Below are 21,918 nucleotides of genomic sequence, written 5' to 3' on the forward strand. Positions count from 1 at the left end.
CCGTGAGCGTTTTCGAACGCCATGCGCCAGACTCCTGGCAAGACATGGCACACGACCTAATCGCCAGCATGCCCGCGCAGGACACGAGCGGCGGCACCAATGCCAACGGGGCGCCACTGCTCGGCGACACACGCGACCTGTTCCGCCCGCGCACCGGCGACATTCCCGCACAGCCCGGCGTCTACAAGTGGAGGGACGGGGAGGGCCGCGTGATCTACGTGGGCAAGGCGAAGAACCTGCGCAACCGCCTGACGAACTACTTCCAGCCACTGCACCAACTGCACCCGCGCACTCAGACCATGGTGCTCACCGCGCGGTCGCTCGAATGGACCGTGGTCGGCACCGAACTCGAAGCGCTCACCTTGGAATACACATGGATCAAGGAATTCGACCCGCGGTTCAACGTGGTGTTCCGTGACGACAAAACCTATCCTTACCTTGCCGTCTCCGTGGGCGAGGAATACCCCCGCGTATGGGTCACCCGCAGCCGCAAACGCCGTGACACGAGGTATTTCGGCCCCTACGCCAAAGTGTGGGACCTGCGCAAAAGCCTGGACCGCCTGCTGCGCACCTTCCCCGTGCGCACTTGCGCGCCCGCCGTATTCCGCAAAGCGCGCCTCACCGGACGACCATGCCTGCTCGCATCGATCGGCAAATGCTCCGCGCCATGCGTGGGGCGCATTGAAGCCAGCGCGCACCGGCGCATGTGCGAGCAACTCGTGGGCGTACTGACTGGGCGCGTGGGCAAATCGTACATCGCCCAACTCACCGCGCAGATGAAGGAGGCGAGCGCCGACCTCGACTTCGAGCGCGCGGCGCGGCTGCGTGACGATATCCAGATGCTCGGCACCGTGATGGAGCAGAACGCGGTCGTGCTCGACCAGGATGTGGACGCCGACGTGTTCGGATTCGCCACCGACGAGCTTGAAGCGTCCGTGCATGCGTTCTTCGTGCGCTCGGGCACCATCCGGGGTGAACGCAATTGGAGTGTGGAGCGCGCCGACGAAGTGGACGACGGCGAACTGATGGCCGATCTGATTGTCCAAGTGTATTCCGAGCTGACGCATGAGGCGGCCAGCACACCGCGTGCGGACGCGCCGGAAGACGGAGGGGCGGCGCAAGGCGCATCCCAGTCGCTCATCATCAACGAGCAACGCAACGCGATCGCCGATTCGCAGCAGATCACCGCGACAGACGCCACCGCGCGCGCCCAGGCCACGCGCGCCCGTACACGCCACATGGAGCAGACCGGGCGAGCCGACCTGCTCGAGCCGGTGGCGCCGGTGCCCCGGCAGATCCTGCTGCCGTTCGCGCCGGCGCGCGCCGACGAGCTGGAGCAATGGCTGTCGGGGCTGCGCGGGGGAGCGGTCTCAATCACCGTGCCGATGCGCGGCAACAAGAAGCAGCTGCTCGACCGCGCCGACCAGAACGCGCAGCAGGCGTTGCAACGCAGCAAGATGAGCCGCATCAGCGACATCGGCACACGCACCGCGGCCATGAACGATGTGGCACAGGCGCTTGGACTGGACCAGGCCCCATTGCGCATCGAATGCTACGACATCTCGAACACCGTGGGAGGCGCGTTTCAGGTGGCGTCGATGGTGGTGTTCGAAGACGGCATCGCCAAGAAATCCGAATACCGGCGGTTCGCGATCCGCGGCGACGACGGCACTGGCGCACTTGATGACCTTTCCGCGCTGTACGAGACGCTGACGCGCAGGTTCAAACACGGCAACATCGCCGGCGACAGCGGCGAAAGCCTCGACAATGAGCGGCGAGCCGGCGGCCAGCCCGCCGATGAGGATGTGGTGCAGCAGAACACCAACCGCAGGCATTTCGCCTACAAACCCAATCTTGTGGTGGTCGACGGCGGCAAGCCGCAGGTCATGGCGGCGGCACAGGCCTTGGCTGATTGCGGTGTGGAAGACGTGGCGGTGTGCGGTTTGGCCAAGCGGCTCGAAGAGGTGTGGGTGCCGGACGATGACTACCCGATCATCCTCAAACGCACCTCCGAAGGCCTGTATCTGCTGCAGCGGGTGCGTGACGAATCCCACCGGTTCGCCATCACCTACCATCGGCAGGCACGCCGCAAAGGCGCGCTCCGGTCGGCCCTCGACGACATTCCGGGCATCGGCCCCGCCTACCAGAAGCGTCTGTTGGCGCATTTCGGTTCGGTGCGCGCCATGCGTGAGGCCAGTGTCGAGGAACTCGAAGCGGTCAAAGGCGTCGGCCATGCCAAGGCGCAACGCATCCACGACGCATTGCACGGAGGGGCGCGAAACCCCGACCCCACGCAGCGAGAAGCCGTGCAGAGTGCGGCCGGTGCCGGTGATAAGGTAGGGTAGCGCGGGCACGAAGAAGACGGGAGGCCGCATGCCATTCGAACACCACACGCCCCATCGCCACTGCGCCGTGCTGGGGCAGCCTATCGCGCACTCACTGTCACCTGTGCTGCATACCGCCGCATACCGGGCCATGGGGTTGGACGATTGGGACTACCGCAGCATCGAGGTGGGGCAGGACGATCTGGAACCGTTCTTGGACTCGTTGGACGACACCTGGGCGGGCCTGAGCCTGACGATGCCCCTCAAACGCACCATTCAGCCTTACGGCGAGCCGTCGAACCTATGGGCGAGGGAACTGGGGGTGGCCAATACGGTGGTGTTCGACGGCACCGGACACAACCGCGCCCTGAAACTGTTCAACACCGATGTATACGGCATCGCGCGCGCCTTCGAGGAAGCGGGGAATCGCCAGACACAGACCGGCACCGCCGCGCACGCCCACCGTACTGCGGTCATTCTCGGCAACGGCAACACCGCCACGTCGGCATTGGCCGCATGCGCGATGATGGGTGACGTATCCGATGTGGTGGTGGCCGCACGCCACCCCGACCACAACCCCGGGCTTGCCGCATGTGGAGAGCGCCATGGCATGTCGGTACGTCTCGTGCCGTTGGCGGATTGCATACCGGATTTGGCGGCGGCGGATGTGGCGGTCAACACCATTCCCGCCCATGGTGCCGACGTGGTGGCCCAGGCACTGCTCGATGCGAGCGTGGACGTGCACGGTATGCTGCTCGATGTGGTCTATGACCCCAGACCCACGGCGCTCATGCGCGCGTGGCGGAAACGTGGCGGCATCGCGATCGGCGGCGAGGAGATGCTACTGTATCAGGCGGTGGCCCAAGTGCTGCTGATGACGGGCCATGCCCAATCCGAGGACTTTGACCATTGCAGTACGCGCACACAGGACCGCACGTTGGAGACCGCGATGCGCGCCGCACTGGAGGAGGCACTATGACATCTACCGCACCCATGGGGCAGCCGGCGTTGGCCAAGGAACCCGAGGCGACCGCGCCGGCAGAAGGGTTCGAGGTCATGCTCATCACCGGCATGAGCGGTGCGGGCCGGTCGCATGCCGCCCACAGCATCGAGGACATGGGGTGGTATGTGGTCGACAACATGCCGCCGCAGCTCATGGTGCCGATGGTCGACATGATGACCGCGTCACCCAGTGGCGTGCACCGGCTCGCCGCCGTCATCGACGTGCGGTCGCGTGATTATTTCGCCGACCTGTCCGCCATGCTGAGCCACCTCGATGATCTGGGTGTCAAAACGCGCATCCTGTTCCTGGACGCCGACGACGAGGTGCTGATCAAACGGTTCGAATCAGTGCGTCGCCCGCATCCGTTGCAACGCAACGGCCGTCTCATCGACGGCATCCGTGAGGAACGCGCCCTGCTGGAGAACCTTGAGGAGCGCGCCGACATCGTGATCGACACGAGCCATCTGAGCATCCACCAGCTGTCCACGAAACTGTACAATGCGCTTATGGGGTCGGGGCCGACCACCGTTTCGGTGCATATCTTCAGTTTCGGGTTCAAATACGGCATTCCAATCGACGCCGACTTTGTGGCGGATGTGCGCTTCCTGCCCAACCCGTTCTGGGTGCCGCGCCTGCGTGAGCTCAACGGCAAGGATGCGCCGGTGAGCGAATACGTGTTGTCAAGCGACGGCGCCACCGAATTCCTCGATGCCTACGAGAAAGCGATCGCGATCGCCGTGAACGGATATGCACAGGAAGACAAACATTACGTCACCATCGCCATCGGCTGCACGGGCGGCCAGCACCGTTCGGTCGCGATGAGCGAAGCGCTGGCGGAACGGTTGCGCGCGCACGGTCTTTCCGTCAGCGTCTCCGCCCGAGAGCTCGACCGAAAAGAAGCACAATAATACCGGTTTGTCAAATCCCAATCCACATTCGGCGTTGTCCAAGTCGTTCGGTATCACGGAACTTCGGTGGGATGACGCGACACGCCGAACCACCCCATTCAGCCAGAACCAACAGGAGGATCCCTTGGCGCTTCTCGATGAGGTAAAAAGCGAGCTGTCCGAAATCAACGGGGAGATGGCCGCGGCACAGAAGGCGCAAGCCACCGCCATGCTTCGTTTCGGCGGTGGTCTGCGCAAGACCGAGAAGGGCATCATAGTCCAAGCCCAATTCGATTCCTTGGAAGCCGCCCGTTGGCTGCAGCATGCCATCAAGCACCAGTATGGGCATGATTCCATCCTCAACGCCGTCGACCGCCAAACCCCCACTGGCCCGGTGCGCAGGTACCTCATCACCATCGACCGTGGCGGTGTGGCCCTCGCCCTGCAGTGCGGCCTGCTCGACCGGCACACCCATCAAGTGGTGGGGGGACTGCCCAAAGAGATCACCAGCGGCAACATCGCCCAAGTCAAAACCATTTGGCGTGGCGCGTTCCTCGCGCATGGCGCCCTATCCGACCCAGGCAAGGCCAGCTATCTCGAAGTGATTTGCCCCACCGACGAAACGGTCAATGACCTGACGAGCGCCGCACGCCGTCTGGGCATCAGCGCGCAAGCGCGCCAGCTGCGCAGTTCACGTCGTGTCACGCTCAAAGACCCTGATGCGATCGAACGCATGCTCATCCTCATGGGGGCGCCACGTTCGGCTCGCGAATGGACGGGCAAGCGTTCCGATGGCGAAGCCCGCGGCAAGGCGAACCGTCTGGCCAACTTCGACGATGCCAACATGCGCCGCAGTGCCAAGGCCGCGGCGGAAGCCTGTGAAAAGGTGCGCCATGCCTTCGCGATCCTCGGCGACGATGTGCCGGAGAACCTGCGTGCGGCGGGCCAGCTGCGTCTTGACCATGGCGACGCGAGCCTCGAAGAGCTCGGCCGCCTCGCCAATCCACCCATCACAAAAGACGCCGTGGCGGGCCGTATCCGCCGCCTGCTCCAGCTCGCCGACAAGGTGCAGCGGGCACAACAGGAGTCATGAACCGGCCACATCTGGCGCCATGGACGACACGGCACAACCGTTGCTTTGTCAGCGAACGCGGTGTGTTGTTTCTTTCGGGCGCTAAGATGCATAACTGGTGGCTTACTACAGCCGTCGCACATGTGGCGGCGTGAAAGGATAACGAATGAAGACACTCAAGGATCTCGGAGATCTCAAGGGCAAGCGCGTTCTGGTGCGCGCCGACTTCAATGTTCCGCTCGATGGTACGACCATCACCGATGACGGTCGTATCAAGGCTGCGCTGCCCACCATCGAAGAGCTGCGCAAGGACGGCGCCAAGGTCATCCTCATGGCACACTTGGGCCGCCCGAAGGGCAAGGTCGTTCCCGAACTGTCCCTCGCGCCGGTCGCCAAGCGCCTGAGCGAACTGCTCGGCTGCGACGTGGTGCTCGCCAGCGACACGTATGGCCCCGATGCGCAGACGAAGGTCGCCGCGATGAACGACGGTGACGTCGTGCTGCTCGAAAACGTGCGTTTCAACCCCGAAGAGACCAGCAAGGACGAAGCGGAGCGCGCAGCGTACGCGAAGAAGATCGCCGCGCTGGGTGACGTGTTCGTCTCCGACGGTTTCGGTGTGGTCCACCGTGCACAGGGCTCCAACTACGATGTGGCGGCCGATCTGCCGGCGGCCGCGGGTCTGCTCGTCGAGAAGGAAGTCAAGGCACTGTCCAAGGCGACCGAGAACCCGGAGCGCCCGTTCACCGTGGTGCTCGGCGGTTCCAAGGTCTCCGACAAGCTCGGTGTGATCGAAAACCTGCTTGACAAGGCAGACCGCCTCGTCATCGGCGGCGGCATGGTCTTCACCTTCCTCAAGGCCAAGGGCTATGAGGTCGGCACGTCGCTGCTCGAAGAGGATCAGATCGACAAGGTCAAGGGCTACATCGAGACGGCCGAGAAGAACGGCGTCGAGCTCGTGCTCCCGGTCGACATCGTCGTCAACAAGGGCTTCCCGGCAGGGGACACCCCGATCGACCCGCAGGTCGTGCCCGCGGACCAGATCCCGTCCGACATGATGGGCCTCGACATCGGCCCGGAATCCTGCAAGCTCTTCCACGACAAGATCGTGGACTCCAAGACCGTGGTGTGGAACGGCCCGATGGGCGTCTTCGAGATCCCGCAGTTCGCCAACGGCACACGTGCCGTGGCCCAGGCGCTCGTCGACGCGACCGCGAACGGCGCGTTCACGATCGTCGGCGGTGGCGATTCCGCGGCAGCCGTGCGTAACCTCGGCTTCCCGGAGGATGGCTTCTCGCACATCTCCACCGGCGGCGGCGCTTCCCTCGAGTTCCTTGAGGGCAAGGAGCTTCCCGGCCTGAAGGTGCTCGACTGATTCTGAACCGTTTCCCGGCGCGCGCCACCAGCCGGTGGCGCGCGCCGCGTTCGTACATCCGTTCCCGCACACAGACATCGAGGAATCCTATGGCATCCGCACGCACACCCATGGTGGCTGGCAATTGGAAGATGAATTTCGACCATCTGGAGGCCACTGCTTTCGTGCAGCGGTTCGCGAAGAACCTCCGTTCCCACCATTTTGATTTCTCGCGGTGCGAGGTGGCGCTCTTCCCCTCATTCACGTCGTTGCGCAGCGTGCAAGTGCTTGTGGAATCCGAAAAACTGCGCATCAAATACGGGGCCCAAACCGTCTCGGTCACCACACAGGGCGCCTTCACCGGCGATGTTTCCGCGGATATGATCGCGCATCTGGGTTGCAGCTATGTGATCGTGGGGCACTCGGAACGCCGCAAATACCATCCCGAAGACGACGCCAACATCGTCGATCAGGTGCGTGCTGTGCTCGCCGCCGGTATGCAACCAATCCTGTGCGTGGGTGAAAGCCTCGAAGAACGCCGCAAAGGCATCGAACTCGACTTCGCCGTGGGGCAGGTGCATGATGTGACACGTGACCTTTCCGACGAAGAGGCAGCCAAACTCATCATCGCATACGAACCCGTCTGGGCGATTGGCACCGGCATGGTGGCTACACCCCAATCCGCGCAGGATGCGGCGCAAGCGTTCCGCGAACATCTGCGCGCCACGTTCAACGAGCATGTGGCGCAGGCCGTACGTGTGCTCTACGGCGGTTCGGTGAGTTCCAAGAACGCGGTGGAGCTCATCACCGAGCCGGACGTGGATGGATTCCTCATCGGAGGGGCCGCGCTGGACGTCGATGAGCTCACTCGCGTCTGCACGCTCACATTGGCGACAACATCTTCACACAAATAGCGGGTATTTCTCACGCCCATGCGCTATCGTGTAATACGGAAAATGACTTTGTTGGAGGTACACCTGTGTCCGCTTTAGCTGTAACCAAGCTGGTGCTGCAAATCATTCTTGTCGTGCTCAGCCTGCTGCTCACCCTGCTCATCCTCATGCACAAGGGCAAGGGAGGCGGCCTGTCCGACATGTTCGGCGGTGGCCTGACCCAGAACGCCGGATCCTCGGGTGTGGCCGAAAAAAACCTGAACCGCTGGACGGTGATCATCGCCCTCGTGTGGGTGGCGATCGTCATCGCCCTCGGCCTGTTCGCCAAGTTCGGCATCGCCTGATCCCGACTGCATGCAACGACCCATGGCCACCTGAAACATGGTGGGACCATGGGTCGTTTCGTATCCAGACCACACCACCAGCCAATAGGGGAGGGGCTTCCACACCATGCCTCACACACCATTCGTCATCGCCGACCTCGACGGCACACTGCTCCACGACGCCGAACGCTTCGAAGACCGCGCCCTCTCGGCACACACAATCGAGACAGTGCACACTGTGCGCAGCCGGGGAATTCCTGTCGTCGTCGCTACGGCACGTCCGGTGAGCACCGGTCTGTCCATCGTGCAAGCGCTGCACGCCGACGCATGCATCTATCTCAACGGCGCACTGATTGATTTCGATCCCTCACAATCCGACTACGCATCACTCACCGGACACAAGCCATCGTCACCGGGCAGCCTTGTCAAAAACGGATTCGACTCGCAGCGCGCCTGCCAAGTGTGTCGCGCGATGCTGAGCGTCATGCCCGACCTGGAGGTCGGCATTGTCATGGATGACATACGATACACGAACTTCGACGTGTCACGGTATTGGACAACCCAAACATGGCAGTACACTGATTTCCGTGACGTGCCTCACGGCATAGCCGACAAGATCATCATCTTCCCGAGAGCCGAACAGACCGAGCTGTTGCACGAGCTCATCCCGGATGACTTCGCCGTGCATGTGTCGGAAGGACGGCTGTGGATGCTCATGGCGCCACATGCCAACAAAAAGGATGCGGTGCAAACCCTATGCGACCAGTGGGGGATGGATGTGCAACAGGCCACCGCATTCGGCGATGACATGGTCGATATCGGCATGATGAACCTCAGCGGCACCGGCGTGGCTGTGGCCAATGCCAATCCAGCCGTGCTCCACATCGCCGATGAAGTGTGCCCGTCGAACAACGATGACGGCGTGGCGCAATGGCTTGAACACAACATGCTGTAAATTGAACTTCAGTATGTGGTCCCCGAAGTGTTCAGCGTTGAACAATTCGGGTACCACACTGAACCTTTCTACCATTATATTGAACATATAGTATTGAACATATAGTCATCCATATATGTTCAATACATAATCAATATGCACGCCACCGCCTGCATGGTATGTTCAACGCGTGGTATACTCGGCACTATTGTTGTTGCACTGAACACACGAGAGGGGAGCGGCAGTGACCGATCGATTCACGCAACGCCTCAACCAAGCAATGGACCTGCGCAACATACGGCAAAGCGACTTCGTCAAGGCCGCACATGCCCACGGCATCAAGCTGGGACGCAGCCACATCAGCCAGTATGTAAACGGCAAGACCAAACCCCGCCCTGACATAGAACATTTTCTGGCGGCTGTGCTCAACGTGGATGCGAGATGGCTTGCCGGGGAGGACGTGCCCTTCGACGACCATCCAGCCACGTTATCTGATATACAGACAGATATTGAACATTCACCGTCAATGTTCAATGCATCCAGTTTGAACACCACTCCACATGTTCAACAGAATGCACCCCGCAACTTTGAACAATCAGTGGCAGACACCCCATCACACTATCAGGCACATATGGAACAGGAGCACAGGATGGAACCACAATTCGACGCCAATGTACAGGACCCTTCATTCACCGATGTGCCCGCAACCGTGACCCCCGGTTCCACCACCGCGCGCACACGGAGGACGTTCACCAAATCGCATAAGCTCGACAACGTGCTCTATGATGTCCGCGGCCCGGTCGTCAACGAGGCGGCGCGCATGGAAGCGGCCGGCATGCACGTCATGAAGCTCAACATCGGCAACCCTGCACCATTCGGCTTCCGCACACCGGATGAGGTCGTGTATGACATGGCGCAACAGCTCACGGATACCGAAGGGTATTCGGCGTCGAAGGGCCTGTTCTCCGCCCGCAAAGCGATCATGCAGTACGCGCAGCTCAAGCATCTGCCGAACGTCGGCGTCGAAGACATCTACACGGGCAACGGCGTGAGTGAACTGATCAATCTGAGCATGAGCGCGTTGCTCGACAACGGTGACGAGGTGTTGCTGCCCGCACCGGACTACCCGCTGTGGACCGCATGCGTCACGCTGGCGGGCGGCAAGCCGGTGCATTATGTGTGCGATGAGCAATCGGAATGGTACCCGGACATCGATGACATGCGTGCGAAGATCACCGACCGCACCAAGGCAATTGTCATCATCAACCCCAACAATCCAACCGGCGCGCTCTACCCGAAGGAGGTCCTTGAACAGATCGTCAGCCTGGCACGCGAACACCAGCTGATGATCTTCTCCGACGAGATCTATGACCGGCTTGTCATGGACGGCCTTGAACACACATCGATCGCTTCGCTCGCCCCGGACCTGTTCTGTGTCACCTACAGCGGTCTGTCCAAATCGCACATGATCGCGGGCTACCGCATCGGTTGGATGATCCTCTCCGGCAACAAGGCGATCGCGAAGGACTACATCGAGGGCGTCGACATGCTCACGAACATGCGCATCTGTTCAAACGTGCCCGCGCAATCCATCGTGCAGACCGCGCTCGGCGGGCACCAGAGCGTCAATGACTACCTGGTGCCCGGCGGCCGTCTCTACGAGCAGCGCGAATACATCTATGAGGCGCTCAACGCCATCGACGGCATCTCCGCAGTCAAGCCAAAGGCCGCGTTCTATATCTTCCCGAAGATCAACACGAAGAAGTTCAACATCCACAACGACGAACAGTTCGCCCTCGACCTGCTGCACGACGAAAAGCTGCTCATTGTGCAAGGCACCGGCTTCAATTGGAAGGATCCGGACCACTTCCGCGTCGTCTATCTGCCGCGTGTCGAAGTGCTCAAGGGCGCGGTGGAGAAGATGACGAATTTCTTCAGTTATTATCGTCAATAGACGCAGGCACCGCAGCCATACCAACCATAAGGATCGGAACACCAGCATGACGGAACCGAATATCAGCGGCCAGGACCAGGCGATTCTCGAACTGCTCGAGAACGACGCCCGGCTCAATGCACAGGACCTCGCCGACATTCTCAACGAAGACGCCAAGGATGTCGCACACGCCGTACGCCGCATGGAGGACCAGAAGATCATCTGTGGCTACCATACGGTGATCAACTACAACAAAGTGCTGCGCGACGAGCGCATCATGGCGTTCATCGAGGTGGACGTCTCGCCGATGAAGGACCAGGGTTACGACCACACCGCGGCCCTGCTCGCGAAATACCCGGAGATCGATTCGCTGTATCTGATCACCGGCGACAACGACTTCATCTGCCTTGTCCAAGGGCGCACGATGTTCGAGGTGTGCCAGTTCGTGGCCGACCGCATCGCCGTCATGGAGCATGTGCAGAGCACGAAGACCCTGTTCGTGCTCAAGCAGTACAAGCAGTCCGGCGTGCTCACCGGCGCGGCGCGTACGGACAACGGCGAGGGACGATTGGTGGTGAGCTACTGATGAAATCCATCAACCGGACCATCGAACACCTCAAGCCCAGTGGCATCCGCAAATACTTCGATCTGGCGAACGCGATGGAGGGCGTCATCTCCCTCGGCGTCGGCGAGCCGGATTTCGACACCCCATGGCATATCAGCGCGAAAGCGGTGGAATCATTCGAAGACGGGCACACCCACTACACGGCGAACCGTGGCCTGATCGCGTTGCGCAGGCAGATCGCGAACTATTACCGCAACCGCTACGGCATCGCGTATGACCCCGACTCGGAGATCCTTGTCACCGTGGGTGGCTCGGAAGCCGTCGACCTGTGCTGCCGCACGCTGATCAACCCCGGCGACGAAGTGATTGTGCTCGACCCGAACTATGTGGCTTACGAACCCGCGATCCTCATGGCCGGCGGCGTGCCGGTGCGCATTCCGCTGACCCAGGAGCACGATTTCAAGCTCCTGCCCGAAGACCTCGAGCGGGCGATCACCGAGAAGACGAAAGCGATCATCGTCAACTTCCCATCGAATCCGACCGGGGGCGTGATGACCCGTGAGGACTATGCCCGATTGGTCCCGATCCTCAAGGAATCCGGCATCTACATCATCTCCGACGAGATCTATTCCGAACTCGTGTTCGAGGGGGAGTTCTGCTCGCCCGCGAGCTTCGACGAGATCCGTGACCAAGTGCTCGTGATCAATGGGTTCTCGAAGGCATTCGCCATGACCGGTTGGCGACTTGGCTACCTGTTGAGCAATCCGGAGTTGAGTGAACAGTTGACGAAGGTGCACCAGTTCGTCATCATGTCAGCGCCCACCGCGGCACAATACGCGGCAATCGAAGCACTCGAGCATGGCATGCCCGACATCGCGGGCATGTGCAAGGAATACGAGGCGCGACGCAATCTCATCTGCGCGCGCCTCAACCGCATGGGACTGACGACCAATGTGCCGCACGGCACGTTCTACGTGTTTGCGGACATCACATCATCGGGACTGTCGTCCGATGAATTCTGCGTACGGCTGCTCGAAGAGCAGAAGGTCGCGATTGTGCCGGGCACCGCGTTCGGTGAGTCCGGCGAGGGCTTTGTGCGCATATCCTATGCGACGAGCATGGAGCACATCAAAGAGGCGTGCGCGCGCATCGACGCGTTCCTCGAGACGCTGCGCAACGCCTGACCATACTGCCCGCATCAGAAAAAGGGGATCGGCATGACGCCAATCCCCTTGAGGACTATCTAGGATTCAATGAATCCGAATGATCTCAGCCGTTGACGCGGTCGATGCCGGCCTGCACGTCGGAGAGCACGGAGTCCCAGGACTTGATGAAGGCGGCGACGCCGTCAGCCTCAAGCTTGTCGGTGACATCCTTGAAGTTCACGCCGACTTCGGCGAGGTCGTTCATGATGTCGTGCGCTTCGTCGTAGTTGCCGGAGACGATGCCCAGCGTGGCGTCGCCGTGGTCGGCGACAGCGAGCAGGGTCTTCTCAGGCATCGTGTTGACGACGTCCTTGGCCACGAGCTCGTCCACGTACTTGGTGTCGGAGTAAGCGGCGTTCTTGGTGCCGGTGGAGGCCCACAGCGGACGCTGCTTCTTGGCGCCCTTGGCTTCGAGCTCGGCCCAGCGGGAGTCCTCGGCGAACTTCTTCTCGAAGAGTTCGTAGGCGAGGCGGGCGTTGGCCACAGCGGCCTTGCCCATGAGGCCCTTGGCCTCGAGGGAGCCGATCTCCTCAAGCTGCTTGTCGACGGCGGTGTCCACGCGGGAGACGAAGAACGAAGCGACGGAAGCGATGTGCTCCAGGTCGTGGCCGTTGGCGGCGGCCTGGGCGATGCCCTCGATGAAGGCGTCGATGACCTGCTCGTAACGCTCGAGCGAGAAGATCAGGGTGACGTTCACGGAGATGCCCTTGGCCAGGGTGGCGGTGATTGCCGGGAGGCCTTCGAGGGTCGCCGGGATCTTGATCATCGCGTTCTTGCGGTCGACCTTCTCCCAGAGTTCCTCAGCCTGCTTCTCGGTGGCTTCGGTCTCGTGGGCCAGACGCGGGTCGACTTCGATGGACACGCGGCCGTTCACATAGTCGGAGGCTTCCGCGACCGGCTTGAAGATGTCGCAGGCGTTGCGCACGTCGGTGGTGGTGAGCTCGCGGATGGCGGTCTCAACGTCGACCTTGCCCAGCTCCTTGAGCTGTGCGTCGTACGGGCCGACCTGGCTCAGGGCCTTCTGGAAGATGGACGGGTTGGTGGTGACGCCAACCACATTGTCGTTCTTGATGAGCTCTTCGAGGTTGCCCGACTCGATGCGGGTGCGGGACAGGTCGTCCAGCCAGATCGACACACCGGCGTCCGAAATTGCCTGAGTGGATGCAGTCATTTGTTTTCTCCTACTGTTTGTTGGATGAAATCTTGGGGGTTGTCCATGGAACCGGCCATGGGCAAAGGGGAGGGGCCGTGTGGCCCCTCCCGTACAGCTGTGGTTCAGCGCGCAGCTTCGATGGAGGCCTTGGCGGCTTCCACCACGTGCTCGGCAGTGATGCCCAGATCGATCATGTTCTGGGTGCCGTCGCCCTGCAGGCCGAACTGCTCGATCGAGACCGGCTTGCCATAGGTGCCGAGGTACTTGTACCACGGCTGAGCCAGACCGGCTTCGACGGAGACACGGGCCTTGACGGAAGCGGGGAGGACGGATTCCTTGTAGTCCTCGTCCTGGTCCTCGAACCATTCCATGCAGACCATGGACACCACGCGGGCCTTGACGCCCTCATCGGCCAGCTTCTTGGCAGCTTCGACAGCCCACTGGACTTCGGAACCGGTGGCCATGATGATCACGTCCGGATCGCCTTCGGTGTCGACGAGGATGTAGCCACCCTTCTTGACGCCTTCCTTGGCCTTAGCCGCGGTCTCGGCGAGGGTAGGCACGCCCTGACGGGTCAGCACGAGGGCTGCCGGCAGCGTGTTGTCCTTCTCGAAGAACGCACGGTAGGCTTCGGCGGTCTCCCACTCGTCGGCCGGGCGCACGACTTCGAACTGCGGGATGGCGCGGAACGAATCGAGGTGCTCGATCGGCTGGTGGGTCGGACCATCTTCTCCCAGGGCCACGGAATCGTGGGTCCAGATGAAGAGGTTCGGGATCTCCATGAGGGCGGCGAGACGCACTGCGGCACGCTCGTAATCGGCGAACTGGAAGAAGGTGCCGGAGAACGGGCGGGTGTCGGAGCCGAGCAGGATGCCGTTGGTGATGCAGCCCGAGGCGAACTCACGGACGCCAAAGTGCAGTTGACGGCCGTAGATGGAGCAGTTCGGCCACTGGGTGGTGGCGTCCTTGATGTTGGTGTTGTTGGAACCACCGAGGTCGGCGGAGCCGCCCCACAGTTCCGGCATCACGGCAGCGACCGCGTTGAGCGCGGCGCCGGAAGCCTTACGGGTGGCGACCTTGGAGCCGACTTCGAACGTCGCCTCCAGATCGTCGATGGCCTTGTCGAAGTCCTCAGGAAGCTCGCCGGCCTTGATGCGGTCGTACAGGGCAGCCTTGTCCGGGTTGGCGCTGCGCCACTGTGCGAGGGCCTCATCCCATTCGGCATGGGCCTGGGCGCCACGCTGGGCGACCTCACGTGCATGCTCGAGGGCTTCCTCGTCGATCTCGAAGGTCTTGGCCGGATCGAATCCGAGCACCTTCTTGAGGGCGGCAACGGCTTCGTCACCGAGGGCTGAACCGTGCGAGGACGGATCGTTGGTCTTGCCCGGGGTCGGCCATGCGATGAGCGTGTCGACCTTGATGAAGTGCGGGCGGTCGGTGACCTGCTCGGCCTTCTCGAGGACCTTGGTCAAGCCTTCGATGTCTTCCTTGTAGGAGCCATCGGGCTGGATGAAGCTGATCTCGTCGGTGTACCAACCGTAAGCCTCATAGCGCTTGAGCACGTCCTCAGCGAACGCGATCTTGGTCTCACCTTCGATCTGGATGTGGTTGGCGTCGAAGATGACGAAGAGGTTGCCCAGTTCCTGGTTGCCCGCGAGCGAAGAAGCTTCGGAGGATACGCCTTCCTCGACGTCGCCTTCACCGCAGATGACCCACACCTTGTGGTCGAACGGGGACTTGCCGGCCTCCGTGTCGGGGTCAAGCAGGCCACGCTCGAAACGCTGGCCATACGCGAAACCGACAGCGGAAGCGAGACCCTGGCCCAGCGGGCCGGTGGTCATCTCGATGCCCGGGGTCAGGCCGACTTCGGGATGGCCCGGGGTACGGGTGTCCTTGCCACCACGGAAGTACTTGAGGTCGTCCAGCGTCAGGCCATAACCAGAGAAGTACAGCTGCACGTACTGGGTGAGCGACGCATGGCCACCCGAGAGAATGAAACGGTCGCGGCCGGCCCAGTTCGGGTCGCTCGGATCGTGCTTGATGAAACGCTGATACAGGGTGTAGGCGATCGGAGCCAGCGAAATCGGGGAGCCCGGGTGTCCGGAGCCCGCCTTCTGCACGGCGTCAGCGGAGAGGATCTTCGCCATCTTGATGGCGCGCTCGTCCAGTTCAGACCAGGTGTTATCGGTCATAGGTGATCTACTTTCCTTCCAATACTTCGGGCAAGGGAAGCCCGGCCATTTGCCGAGCCGCCAACGCCCTTCACATTGCCTTTTCATACTAACCGCCATAACCGACTTCATTGCGCGGTTTCGCCGCATTCGCGCGCGTCTTGGCACTACGGCCGGCATTGGGACCCAAGCGCAGAGGCCCCTGATGGGTCCGTGGGAAAAGTTCTCCCATCGCTATAACTAGCACTCCATGACCAAGAGTGCTCATACAATATCGAAAAGACCGTCGTTTACACGCGCGCCGCGCTGTTCGCTTCGCACGACACGCAGAACACACAACTCATGAGTAAAGGAGGCATGGCGATGACCCAGACACGTCGCATGCAGGTGTTGCGCGCCGTCGTCGAGGATTACATCCGTTCACAGGAGCCAGTGGGCTCTTCGGCGCTCATCGCGCGGCACAACCTCAAGGTGAGTTCGGCCACAATCCGAAAAGACATGGCCGCTTTGGAAGATGAGGGATTCCTGACCCAACCACATACCTCCGCCGGCCGCGTGCCGACCGAACGGGGGTACCGGTATTTTGTGGATTCCCTGTCCCAGCTTGTGCCACTGGCCGAACCACAGCGCGAAACCATCCGTACACTGCTCGACGGTTCCGTGAACCTGCAGGACGCACTGCAGCGGTCCGCCAGACTGCTCGCCCGGTTCACCGGCCAAGTGGCCGTGGTGGCCTCGCCGGCGCTGTCGAAGGCACGCTTGTGGCATCTGGAGGTCATCGCCGTCTCGTCGACCTCACTGCTCGCCGTTGTGGTGACCGACACCGGCCGTGTGGCCCAGCATATCCTCACCGTGCCGCACCTGCCCGACGGACGGCATCTGCAGGAATTCTGCGACGCCGTCAATGCCCACTGCAGCACGCAGACACTGCGGCACGCGGCGCGCACAATTCGCACGATGCACGCAGATGAGACGCATGCGGACCTGGAAGGACTGCCGAACCGACTTGCGGACGCATTCGAGACGATGGCGGATGAGGAGCGCACGAATGAGCTGTTCGTGGCGGGCGTGTCCACGCTCGCGCACCAACATGACTCCGTGCAGGATCTAACCCCGCTGTTCGATGCGCTCGAGGAACGCGCCGTGCTCATGCATCTCATGAGCCAGCTGAGCACTGCGGGCGACGCCAACGGTGTGGGCGTGGCCATTGGTTCGGAGACCAACAATCCCGATCTGGCCCACGCGGCCGTCGTCTCGGGCGGATACGGCAGGACGACGCCATATGGCGGCCCGGACGCCGTGGACAAGACAGGAGAGGAGCCCATTGCATTTGTGGGATCCATCGGCCCGACGCACATGAATTATGAGATCGCGATGGCCGCTGTGCACGCAGTGGCCAGATACCTCACCGCACTGATCTCGAACAACGACATGGAAGTCACCCGCTGATACGCCATACGTGCGCCGTATCATCAAGACATCGACCATTACCGAAGCTAACCGAGAGGAACAACGCCATTGGCTGCTGACTACTACGAGACCCTGGGCGTGGAGCGCACGGCCAGCGAAGAGGACATCAAACGCGCCTACCGCAAGATGAGCCGCAAATATCACCCGGACATCGCAGGCCCTGAATTCGAAGAGAAGTTCAAAGAGGTCAATACGGCCTACGAAGTGCTGTCCGATCCGGACAAGCGCAGGATGTACGACGCGGGGGTGGACCCCAACGACCCCAATGGCAGAGCTGGCGGGTTCGGCGGCTATGGCGGGTTCGGCATGGGCGACGTCTTCAGCCAGTTCTTCGGCGGTGCATTCGGCGACGCTGCGGCGAGCGAGCCGATTCCGCGCGCGCAGCCGGGCCGCGACACGCTCGAATCATTGACCGTGGACCTGCAGATGGTCGTCTTCGGCGGCACACAGAACCTCACGTTCTCCACGCTCGGCACCTGCACCAACTGCGAAGGCACCGGTTCCGAACATGAGGAGCCGCCGGTCACCTGCGATGTGTGCCACGGTCGTGGATTCGTGCAGAAGGTCGTGCGCACGATGCTCGGCCAGATGATGACGTCCGCCCCGTGCGAACATTGCGAAGGCCACGGCACGATCATCGTGCACCCGTGCACTGTCTGCCATGGCCACGGCCGTGTGCCGACCTCACGCACCATCGGTGTGCCGGTGCCCGCAGGCGTGGATTCCGGCACCCGCATCCGCCTCGCCCACGAAGGCGAGGTCGGCGAATGCGGCGGCGAAGCCGGTGACCTGTATGTGGATATCCGCGTGCGCAAGGACGAGCGGTTCTCGCGCGAAGGCGACAATCTGCATTCCTGGATCCAAGTGCCGATGAGCTGGGCCGTGCTTGGGCACACCATCGACGTCAGTACATTCGACGGCGACCGTCAACTGGAAGTGCCTGCTGGCTGCCAACCCGAGGAGACCGTCACGCTCGATGGCCTGGGAGTCACCCATCTGCAGAGCAAGGGTGAGCGCGGCGATCTGGTGGTGCACATCAATGTGTTGATCCCAACCAAGCTCAATGACCGCGAACGGGAGCTCATCGGCGAGTTCGCGCAGCTGCATGACGCCAAAGCGTCGACCGTCTCACAGAATTCCAAGCCGGCGGCACCACAGAAGAGGGGATTCTTCAGCAAGCTGAAAGACGCCCTCGGTTGAAGCGCACGGCGGCGCTGATTTTCCGCCCGTCGCTTGGAAGTGGCCGCGGTCCCGGCATCGTCCGGGGCCGCGGCCTGTTGTATGTGTGTCTCAGCCGAGCAACGAGCGGCACATCTGCCGGTATTCGCTCACATAGCCGCCGCCGAAGAACACGCAATGGCCAGCGATGGGGTACAGCTGCCACAACGTGGTGCGTTCCTGATACCCGGCCTTCAACGGATGCACCGACTGGTAGCCTTTGGTGATTTCGGTCAGGTACGACATACCGAACAAGTGCAGCATCGCCAGATCCTCCTCACGATGTCCGCCGTGTGCCGCGGGGTCGATGAGCACAGCCTGCGTGTCGCCAGTGTCATTGGTCCACATCACGTTGCCGCTCCACAGGTCCCCGTGCACACGTGCCGGCCGGTCGGTCGCGGCGCGCCCCAGCAGTTCCGGCAGGGCGTCAATAACGCGCTGGGTGAGGTCCATGTCCGACTCGCGCAGCGAACCGCGTTCAATGCCGAGCTGGACCATGGGGCGCAGGCGTCCTTCCGCCAGATATGTGGCGGGATCGGCCCATGTGCCGGCGTCCATCGGCACCGGGTCCTGCAGTGGCCCGAAGTAGCAGGTGCCGTCATAGCCTGCAGGGGCGGAACCGAAGTAGGGGGCTCCCGCGTCATGCATGTGGGCGAGCCCAGCGCCAAAACGGTAGGCGGCATCAGCTGTGGGGGGACAAGGGGAGACACGTTCGATGTCCAGATAATCATCGCCCCAATCGAAGACCTTGACGACACGTGGACCACCTTGGGATTGCGCCTCGCCAAGCCACTCCAGTCCCTTGCCTTCGCATTCGAAGAACCCTTGCGGGGCGAAGGCGCGGCTTTTGCGATACACTGCTGTGCTCATGTCATCTCCTTGTTCACCGGTTTTACGGCTGTGTGCCCCTATCGTAAAACGGGCAGTGTATTCGTTGCGCTACAGTAAAACGTGGTAGCAATCACCAATCACACACGATTAAGGGGATTCATGAATTTCTTCCAAGCGATATTCCTCGGATTGGTGCAGGCGTTGACCGAATACCTGCCGGTCTCGTCCAGCGCGCACATCCGCATCATCGGCGATCTCATGCTGGGCAGCGACCCCGGCGCGGCATTCACCGCAATCATCCAGATCGGCACCGAGCTTGCGGTGCTGCTGTACTTCCGCCATGACATCTGGAACATCCTCAAGAACTGGTGCATCTGTCTGGCTGGCAAGAACGGCAAAGATTGGAAACACCGTCTGGGTGAAGGCAACAAGGACGCGCGCCTCGGTTGGTACATCATCATCGCCACGCTGCCGATTGTAATCGCCGGACTGCTGTTCCAGGACGCCATTGAGAACACACTGCGCAATCTGTGGATCACCGCGGCGATGCTGCTCATCTTCGGCATCATCCTGTGGATCGTCGACGACCGCGCGCCGCAGGTGAAGACCATCGACGACATGACGACAAAAGACGCCATCTGGTACGGCATCGGCCAGATGCTCGCGCTCATCCCCGGCGTGTCGCGTTCCGGCGGCACGATCACCTTCGGCCGCGCCATGGGCTATACGCGCGAAGCCGCGGTGCGCTGCGCCTTCCTCATGGCGATCCCGGCAGTGTTCGGCGCCGGCATACTCGAAGCCGTCAAGGCCGTCAAAGAGGTCAACGATCCCGCAGCGAGCACCATGTTCCCCGGCTGGGGCGCCACCATCGCCGCGACGGTCGTGGCGTTCGCCGTGGGTTATGTCGTGATCATCGGGTTCCTGAAATTCGTCTCGACGTTCTCGTACAAAGCTTTCGCCATCTACCGCATCGTGTTGGCGGTCATCGTGGCGATCCTGCTGCTCACCGGCGTGCTGCAGCCGCTTGAAGGCATGGCGCTTGGCGGTAACGCGTGACGTTGTGCTTGGCAAAAGTGAACGGCCCGTCCCGATCGGAAGAATCGGGACGGGCCGTTCACTTTTGCCAAGCAACGAATCATGCCATCACAAGGCGGCGAAGACGCTTATGGGAGATCACGCAGATACGCCTCGGCCTCCTGCACGAGTTGCTCCACGGCGGGGGCGCCGGACGAAGCGATGGCACGGGCATGCTGTTTCATATCATAGTCATGCTCAAGCTGGTCCACATAGCCATCAAGGTCCGCGTTGTTGCGCACCATCACATCGCAATGCGCACGCCACTGGTCGGCCTTGCCTTCCAGCTCCTGCGCTTTGAGGTAGAGGCCGACCACCGACGCCAGCTGCTGAAACAGTTCCAACGTGGCCTGCGGACACGGCTCATTGCCGCCAAGGTACTGGGGGACCGACACCCAGATGGATGTGGTGTCGAAGCCTTCTTCGATGGCTATCGCATCGATGATGTGAGGAATGCCGATGGGGCCGTTGTACGCGTTATCTGGATCGGACTGCACCCCATTCACGCTCACATCGATCGGCAGATCGCGCGTATGAGGGCATTCGGCGAGCATCGATCCCAAGGTCACGATTCTGCTCACGTCATATTGTTTGGCGAAGTGCAGCGTCTCACGCACATAATCCATCCACCGGTAGTTCGGTTCCGGCCCCAGCTGTGCAAGCAGGTGCAGGTCGTCGCTGACGGTGATGTCATAGAACGCGGTCTGCGGCCACAGGATGCGCCGCGTGTCTTGAATCACGCACTGCATGGGGCGTGATGTCTGGTAATCGTAATATCTGTCGCGGCTGATGTGCCCCACTTCCAGGGAGCGGTATTTCGACACCAGATGGCGAATGACGTTGGTTGCGCTCTGGCAGGCGTCATTCCATCCATCGAACGCCGCAACCATAACGTATTTCGGTCTGGTTCTGTGCTCGTACATGTCTATAACTGTATCCCTTGCGCCGTGACGGAATCGTGAAGATTAGCCGCCGGTGAATGCCTGCACTGGTGCTGTGTTTGAGGCAAGCATATTTTCCCGAAGCGGGCCCCTTCGGTGCGTCCACATGCTGACATAGGAGATTTGCCCGTAAGGTTTACTGCACATGGTCACATTACGGGCGTTCGTCTAGCCCGATACATACAAAACCGCGGAATACCAGTACGACACGCCGTGTGTTGCGCATTTTGAGGTTGTGGTTTATTGTAGTGACTCGTGCTCAGGCAGAGGAAATCCTCTGCGGAACATATGCGGACATAGCTTAGTTGGTAAAGCGCGACCTTGCCAAGGTCGAGACCGCGGGTTCGAGTCCCGTTGTCCGCTCTAAGGTCCGAAGAGTTTAACAGACCTTTACGGTGGGTTAGCCAAGCGGTTAGGCAGCGGCCTGCAAAGCCGTATAGACGAGTTCGACTCTCGTACCCACCTCGTACGAATGGCTTCGGTCATTTGAGTCAACCGGGCGGTTGGCGCAGTGGTAGCGCACTTCCCTGACACGGAAGGGGTCACAAGTTCGAATCTTGTATCGCCCAC

At 61.5% G+C, this 21,918-nt stretch carries 18 protein-coding genes and 3 tRNA genes; 17 read left to right on the plus strand and 4 right to left on the minus strand.

What is annotated here, in order from left to right; genetic code table 11:
• The first annotated feature begins 44 nt into the window (after positions 1–44).
• From uvrC to OU02_RS04215, 11 genes are all read left to right on the plus strand, one after another.
• Positions 45–2,345 (plus strand): excinuclease ABC subunit UvrC, encoded by a 2,301-nt coding sequence (gene uvrC, locus OU02_RS04160; RefSeq protein WP_080720512.1) that lies wholly within the window; start codon positions 45–47, stop codon positions 2,343–2,345.
• A 28-nt stretch (positions 2,346–2,373) separates the two neighbouring features.
• Entirely contained in the window at positions 2,374–3,303 is a 930-nt protein-coding gene (locus tag OU02_RS04165) for a shikimate dehydrogenase (RefSeq protein ID WP_033488859.1), read from the plus strand.
• Between the two features lie 14 nt (positions 3,304–3,317).
• Positions 3,318–4,235 (plus strand): RNase adapter RapZ, encoded by a 918-nt coding sequence (rapZ, locus tag OU02_RS04170; RefSeq protein WP_033488860.1) that lies wholly within the window; start codon positions 3,318–3,320, stop codon positions 4,233–4,235.
• A gap of 124 nt (positions 4,236–4,359) precedes the next feature.
• On the plus strand, positions 4,360–5,307 hold the full coding sequence (gene whiA, locus OU02_RS04175) for a DNA-binding protein WhiA (RefSeq protein WP_033488861.1): 948 nt from the start codon (positions 4,360–4,362) through the stop codon (positions 5,305–5,307).
• A gap of 145 nt (positions 5,308–5,452) precedes the next feature.
• Positions 5,453–6,658 (plus strand): phosphoglycerate kinase, encoded by a 1,206-nt coding sequence (locus tag OU02_RS04180; protein WP_033488862.1) that lies wholly within the window; start codon positions 5,453–5,455, stop codon positions 6,656–6,658.
• An 89-nt stretch (positions 6,659–6,747) separates the two neighbouring features.
• On the plus strand, positions 6,748–7,551 hold the full coding sequence (gene tpiA / locus OU02_RS04185) for a triose-phosphate isomerase (RefSeq protein ID WP_026643084.1): 804 nt from the start codon (positions 6,748–6,750) through the stop codon (positions 7,549–7,551).
• Between the two features lie 65 nt (positions 7,552–7,616).
• Complete coding sequence (gene secG / locus OU02_RS04190) at positions 7,617–7,874, plus strand: preprotein translocase subunit SecG (RefSeq protein WP_022857534.1); 258 nt, start codon at positions 7,617–7,619, stop codon at positions 7,872–7,874.
• A gap of 106 nt (positions 7,875–7,980) precedes the next feature.
• On the plus strand, positions 7,981–8,808 hold the full coding sequence (locus OU02_RS04195; protein ID WP_033488863.1) for an HAD hydrolase family protein: 828 nt from the start codon (positions 7,981–7,983) through the stop codon (positions 8,806–8,808).
• Between the two features lie 259 nt (positions 8,809–9,067).
• Positions 9,068–10,741, plus strand: coding sequence for an aminotransferase class I/II-fold pyridoxal phosphate-dependent enzyme (locus tag OU02_RS04205; protein WP_420796577.1), 1,674 nt, complete (start codon positions 9,068–9,070; stop codon positions 10,739–10,741).
• A gap of 46 nt (positions 10,742–10,787) precedes the next feature.
• Positions 10,788–11,306 carry an Lrp/AsnC family transcriptional regulator gene (locus OU02_RS04210; RefSeq protein ID WP_033488865.1) on the plus strand — a complete coding sequence of 173 codons (519 nt, stop codon included), beginning with the start codon at positions 10,788–10,790 and terminating at the stop codon, positions 11,304–11,306.
• Positions 11,306–12,469, plus strand: a complete 1,164-nt coding sequence (locus tag OU02_RS04215) for a pyridoxal phosphate-dependent aminotransferase (RefSeq protein ID WP_033488866.1) — start codon at positions 11,306–11,308, stop codon at positions 12,467–12,469. The genes OU02_RS04210 and OU02_RS04215 overlap by 1 nt, the downstream gene beginning before the upstream one ends.
• An 85-nt stretch (positions 12,470–12,554) precedes the next feature.
• Here OU02_RS04215 and tal read toward each other — a convergent pair whose 3' ends face one another.
• Positions 12,555–13,661 carry a transaldolase gene (gene tal, locus OU02_RS04220; RefSeq protein WP_026643077.1) on the minus strand — a complete coding sequence of 369 codons (1,107 nt, stop codon included), beginning with the start codon at positions 13,659–13,661 and terminating at the stop codon, positions 12,555–12,557.
• Positions 13,662–13,765: 104 nt separating this feature from the next.
• Positions 13,766–15,835 carry a transketolase gene (tkt, locus tag OU02_RS04225; protein ID WP_033488867.1) on the minus strand — a complete coding sequence of 690 codons (2,070 nt, stop codon included), beginning with the start codon at positions 15,833–15,835 and terminating at the stop codon, positions 13,766–13,768.
• Between the two features lie 342 nt (positions 15,836–16,177).
• Between tkt and hrcA the strand changes: the two genes are divergently transcribed.
• Together hrcA and dnaJ are read left to right on the plus strand one after the other, a co-directional pair.
• The gene (gene hrcA / locus OU02_RS04230; RefSeq protein ID WP_033488989.1) at positions 16,178–17,263 is read left to right on the plus strand and encodes a heat-inducible transcriptional repressor HrcA; all 1,086 of its coding nucleotides are present in this window, start codon (positions 16,178–16,180) and stop codon (positions 17,261–17,263) included.
• Between the two features lie 69 nt (positions 17,264–17,332).
• Positions 17,333–18,484, plus strand: a complete 1,152-nt coding sequence (dnaJ, locus tag OU02_RS04235) for a molecular chaperone DnaJ (protein ID WP_033488868.1) — start codon at positions 17,333–17,335, stop codon at positions 18,482–18,484.
• Positions 18,485–18,574: 90 nt separating this feature from the next.
• Here the strand turns inward: dnaJ and OU02_RS04240 are convergent, their stop codons facing one another.
• A complete protein-coding gene (locus OU02_RS04240) occupies positions 18,575–19,372 on the minus strand; it encodes a fructosamine kinase family protein (protein WP_033488869.1) in 798 nt (265 codons plus the stop codon).
• Positions 19,373–19,492: 120 nt separating this feature from the next.
• Here OU02_RS04240 and OU02_RS04245 point away from each other — a divergent pair, with 120 nt between their 5' ends.
• Positions 19,493–20,389 (plus strand): undecaprenyl-diphosphate phosphatase, encoded by an 897-nt coding sequence (locus OU02_RS04245; protein ID WP_033488870.1) that lies wholly within the window; start codon positions 19,493–19,495, stop codon positions 20,387–20,389.
• A 107-nt stretch (positions 20,390–20,496) separates the two neighbouring features.
• Here the strand turns inward: OU02_RS04245 and OU02_RS04250 are convergent, their stop codons facing one another.
• Complete coding sequence (locus OU02_RS04250; RefSeq protein ID WP_080720465.1) at positions 20,497–21,297, minus strand: PAC2 family protein; 801 nt, start codon at positions 21,295–21,297, stop codon at positions 20,497–20,499.
• 341 nt (positions 21,298–21,638) lie between these two features.
• On the opposite strand from OU02_RS04250, the gene OU02_RS04255 reads away from it, so the two are divergent.
• From OU02_RS04255 to OU02_RS04265, 3 genes are all read left to right on the plus strand, one after another.
• Positions 21,639–21,711: transfer RNA gene (locus tag OU02_RS04255), tRNA-Gly, on the plus strand.
• A 31-nt stretch (positions 21,712–21,742) separates the two neighbouring features.
• A tRNA-Cys gene (locus OU02_RS04260) sits at positions 21,743–21,813 on the plus strand.
• 32 nt (positions 21,814–21,845) lie between these two features.
• Positions 21,846–21,917 (plus strand) — tRNA-Val (locus tag OU02_RS04265).
• Position 21,918: the final 1 nt, after the last annotated feature.

The sequence above is a fragment of the Bifidobacterium pseudolongum subsp. pseudolongum DSM 20099 genome (assembly GCF_000771225.1).
GTDB classification, from domain to species: domain Bacteria; phylum Actinomycetota; class Actinomycetes; order Actinomycetales; family Bifidobacteriaceae; genus Bifidobacterium; species Bifidobacterium pseudolongum.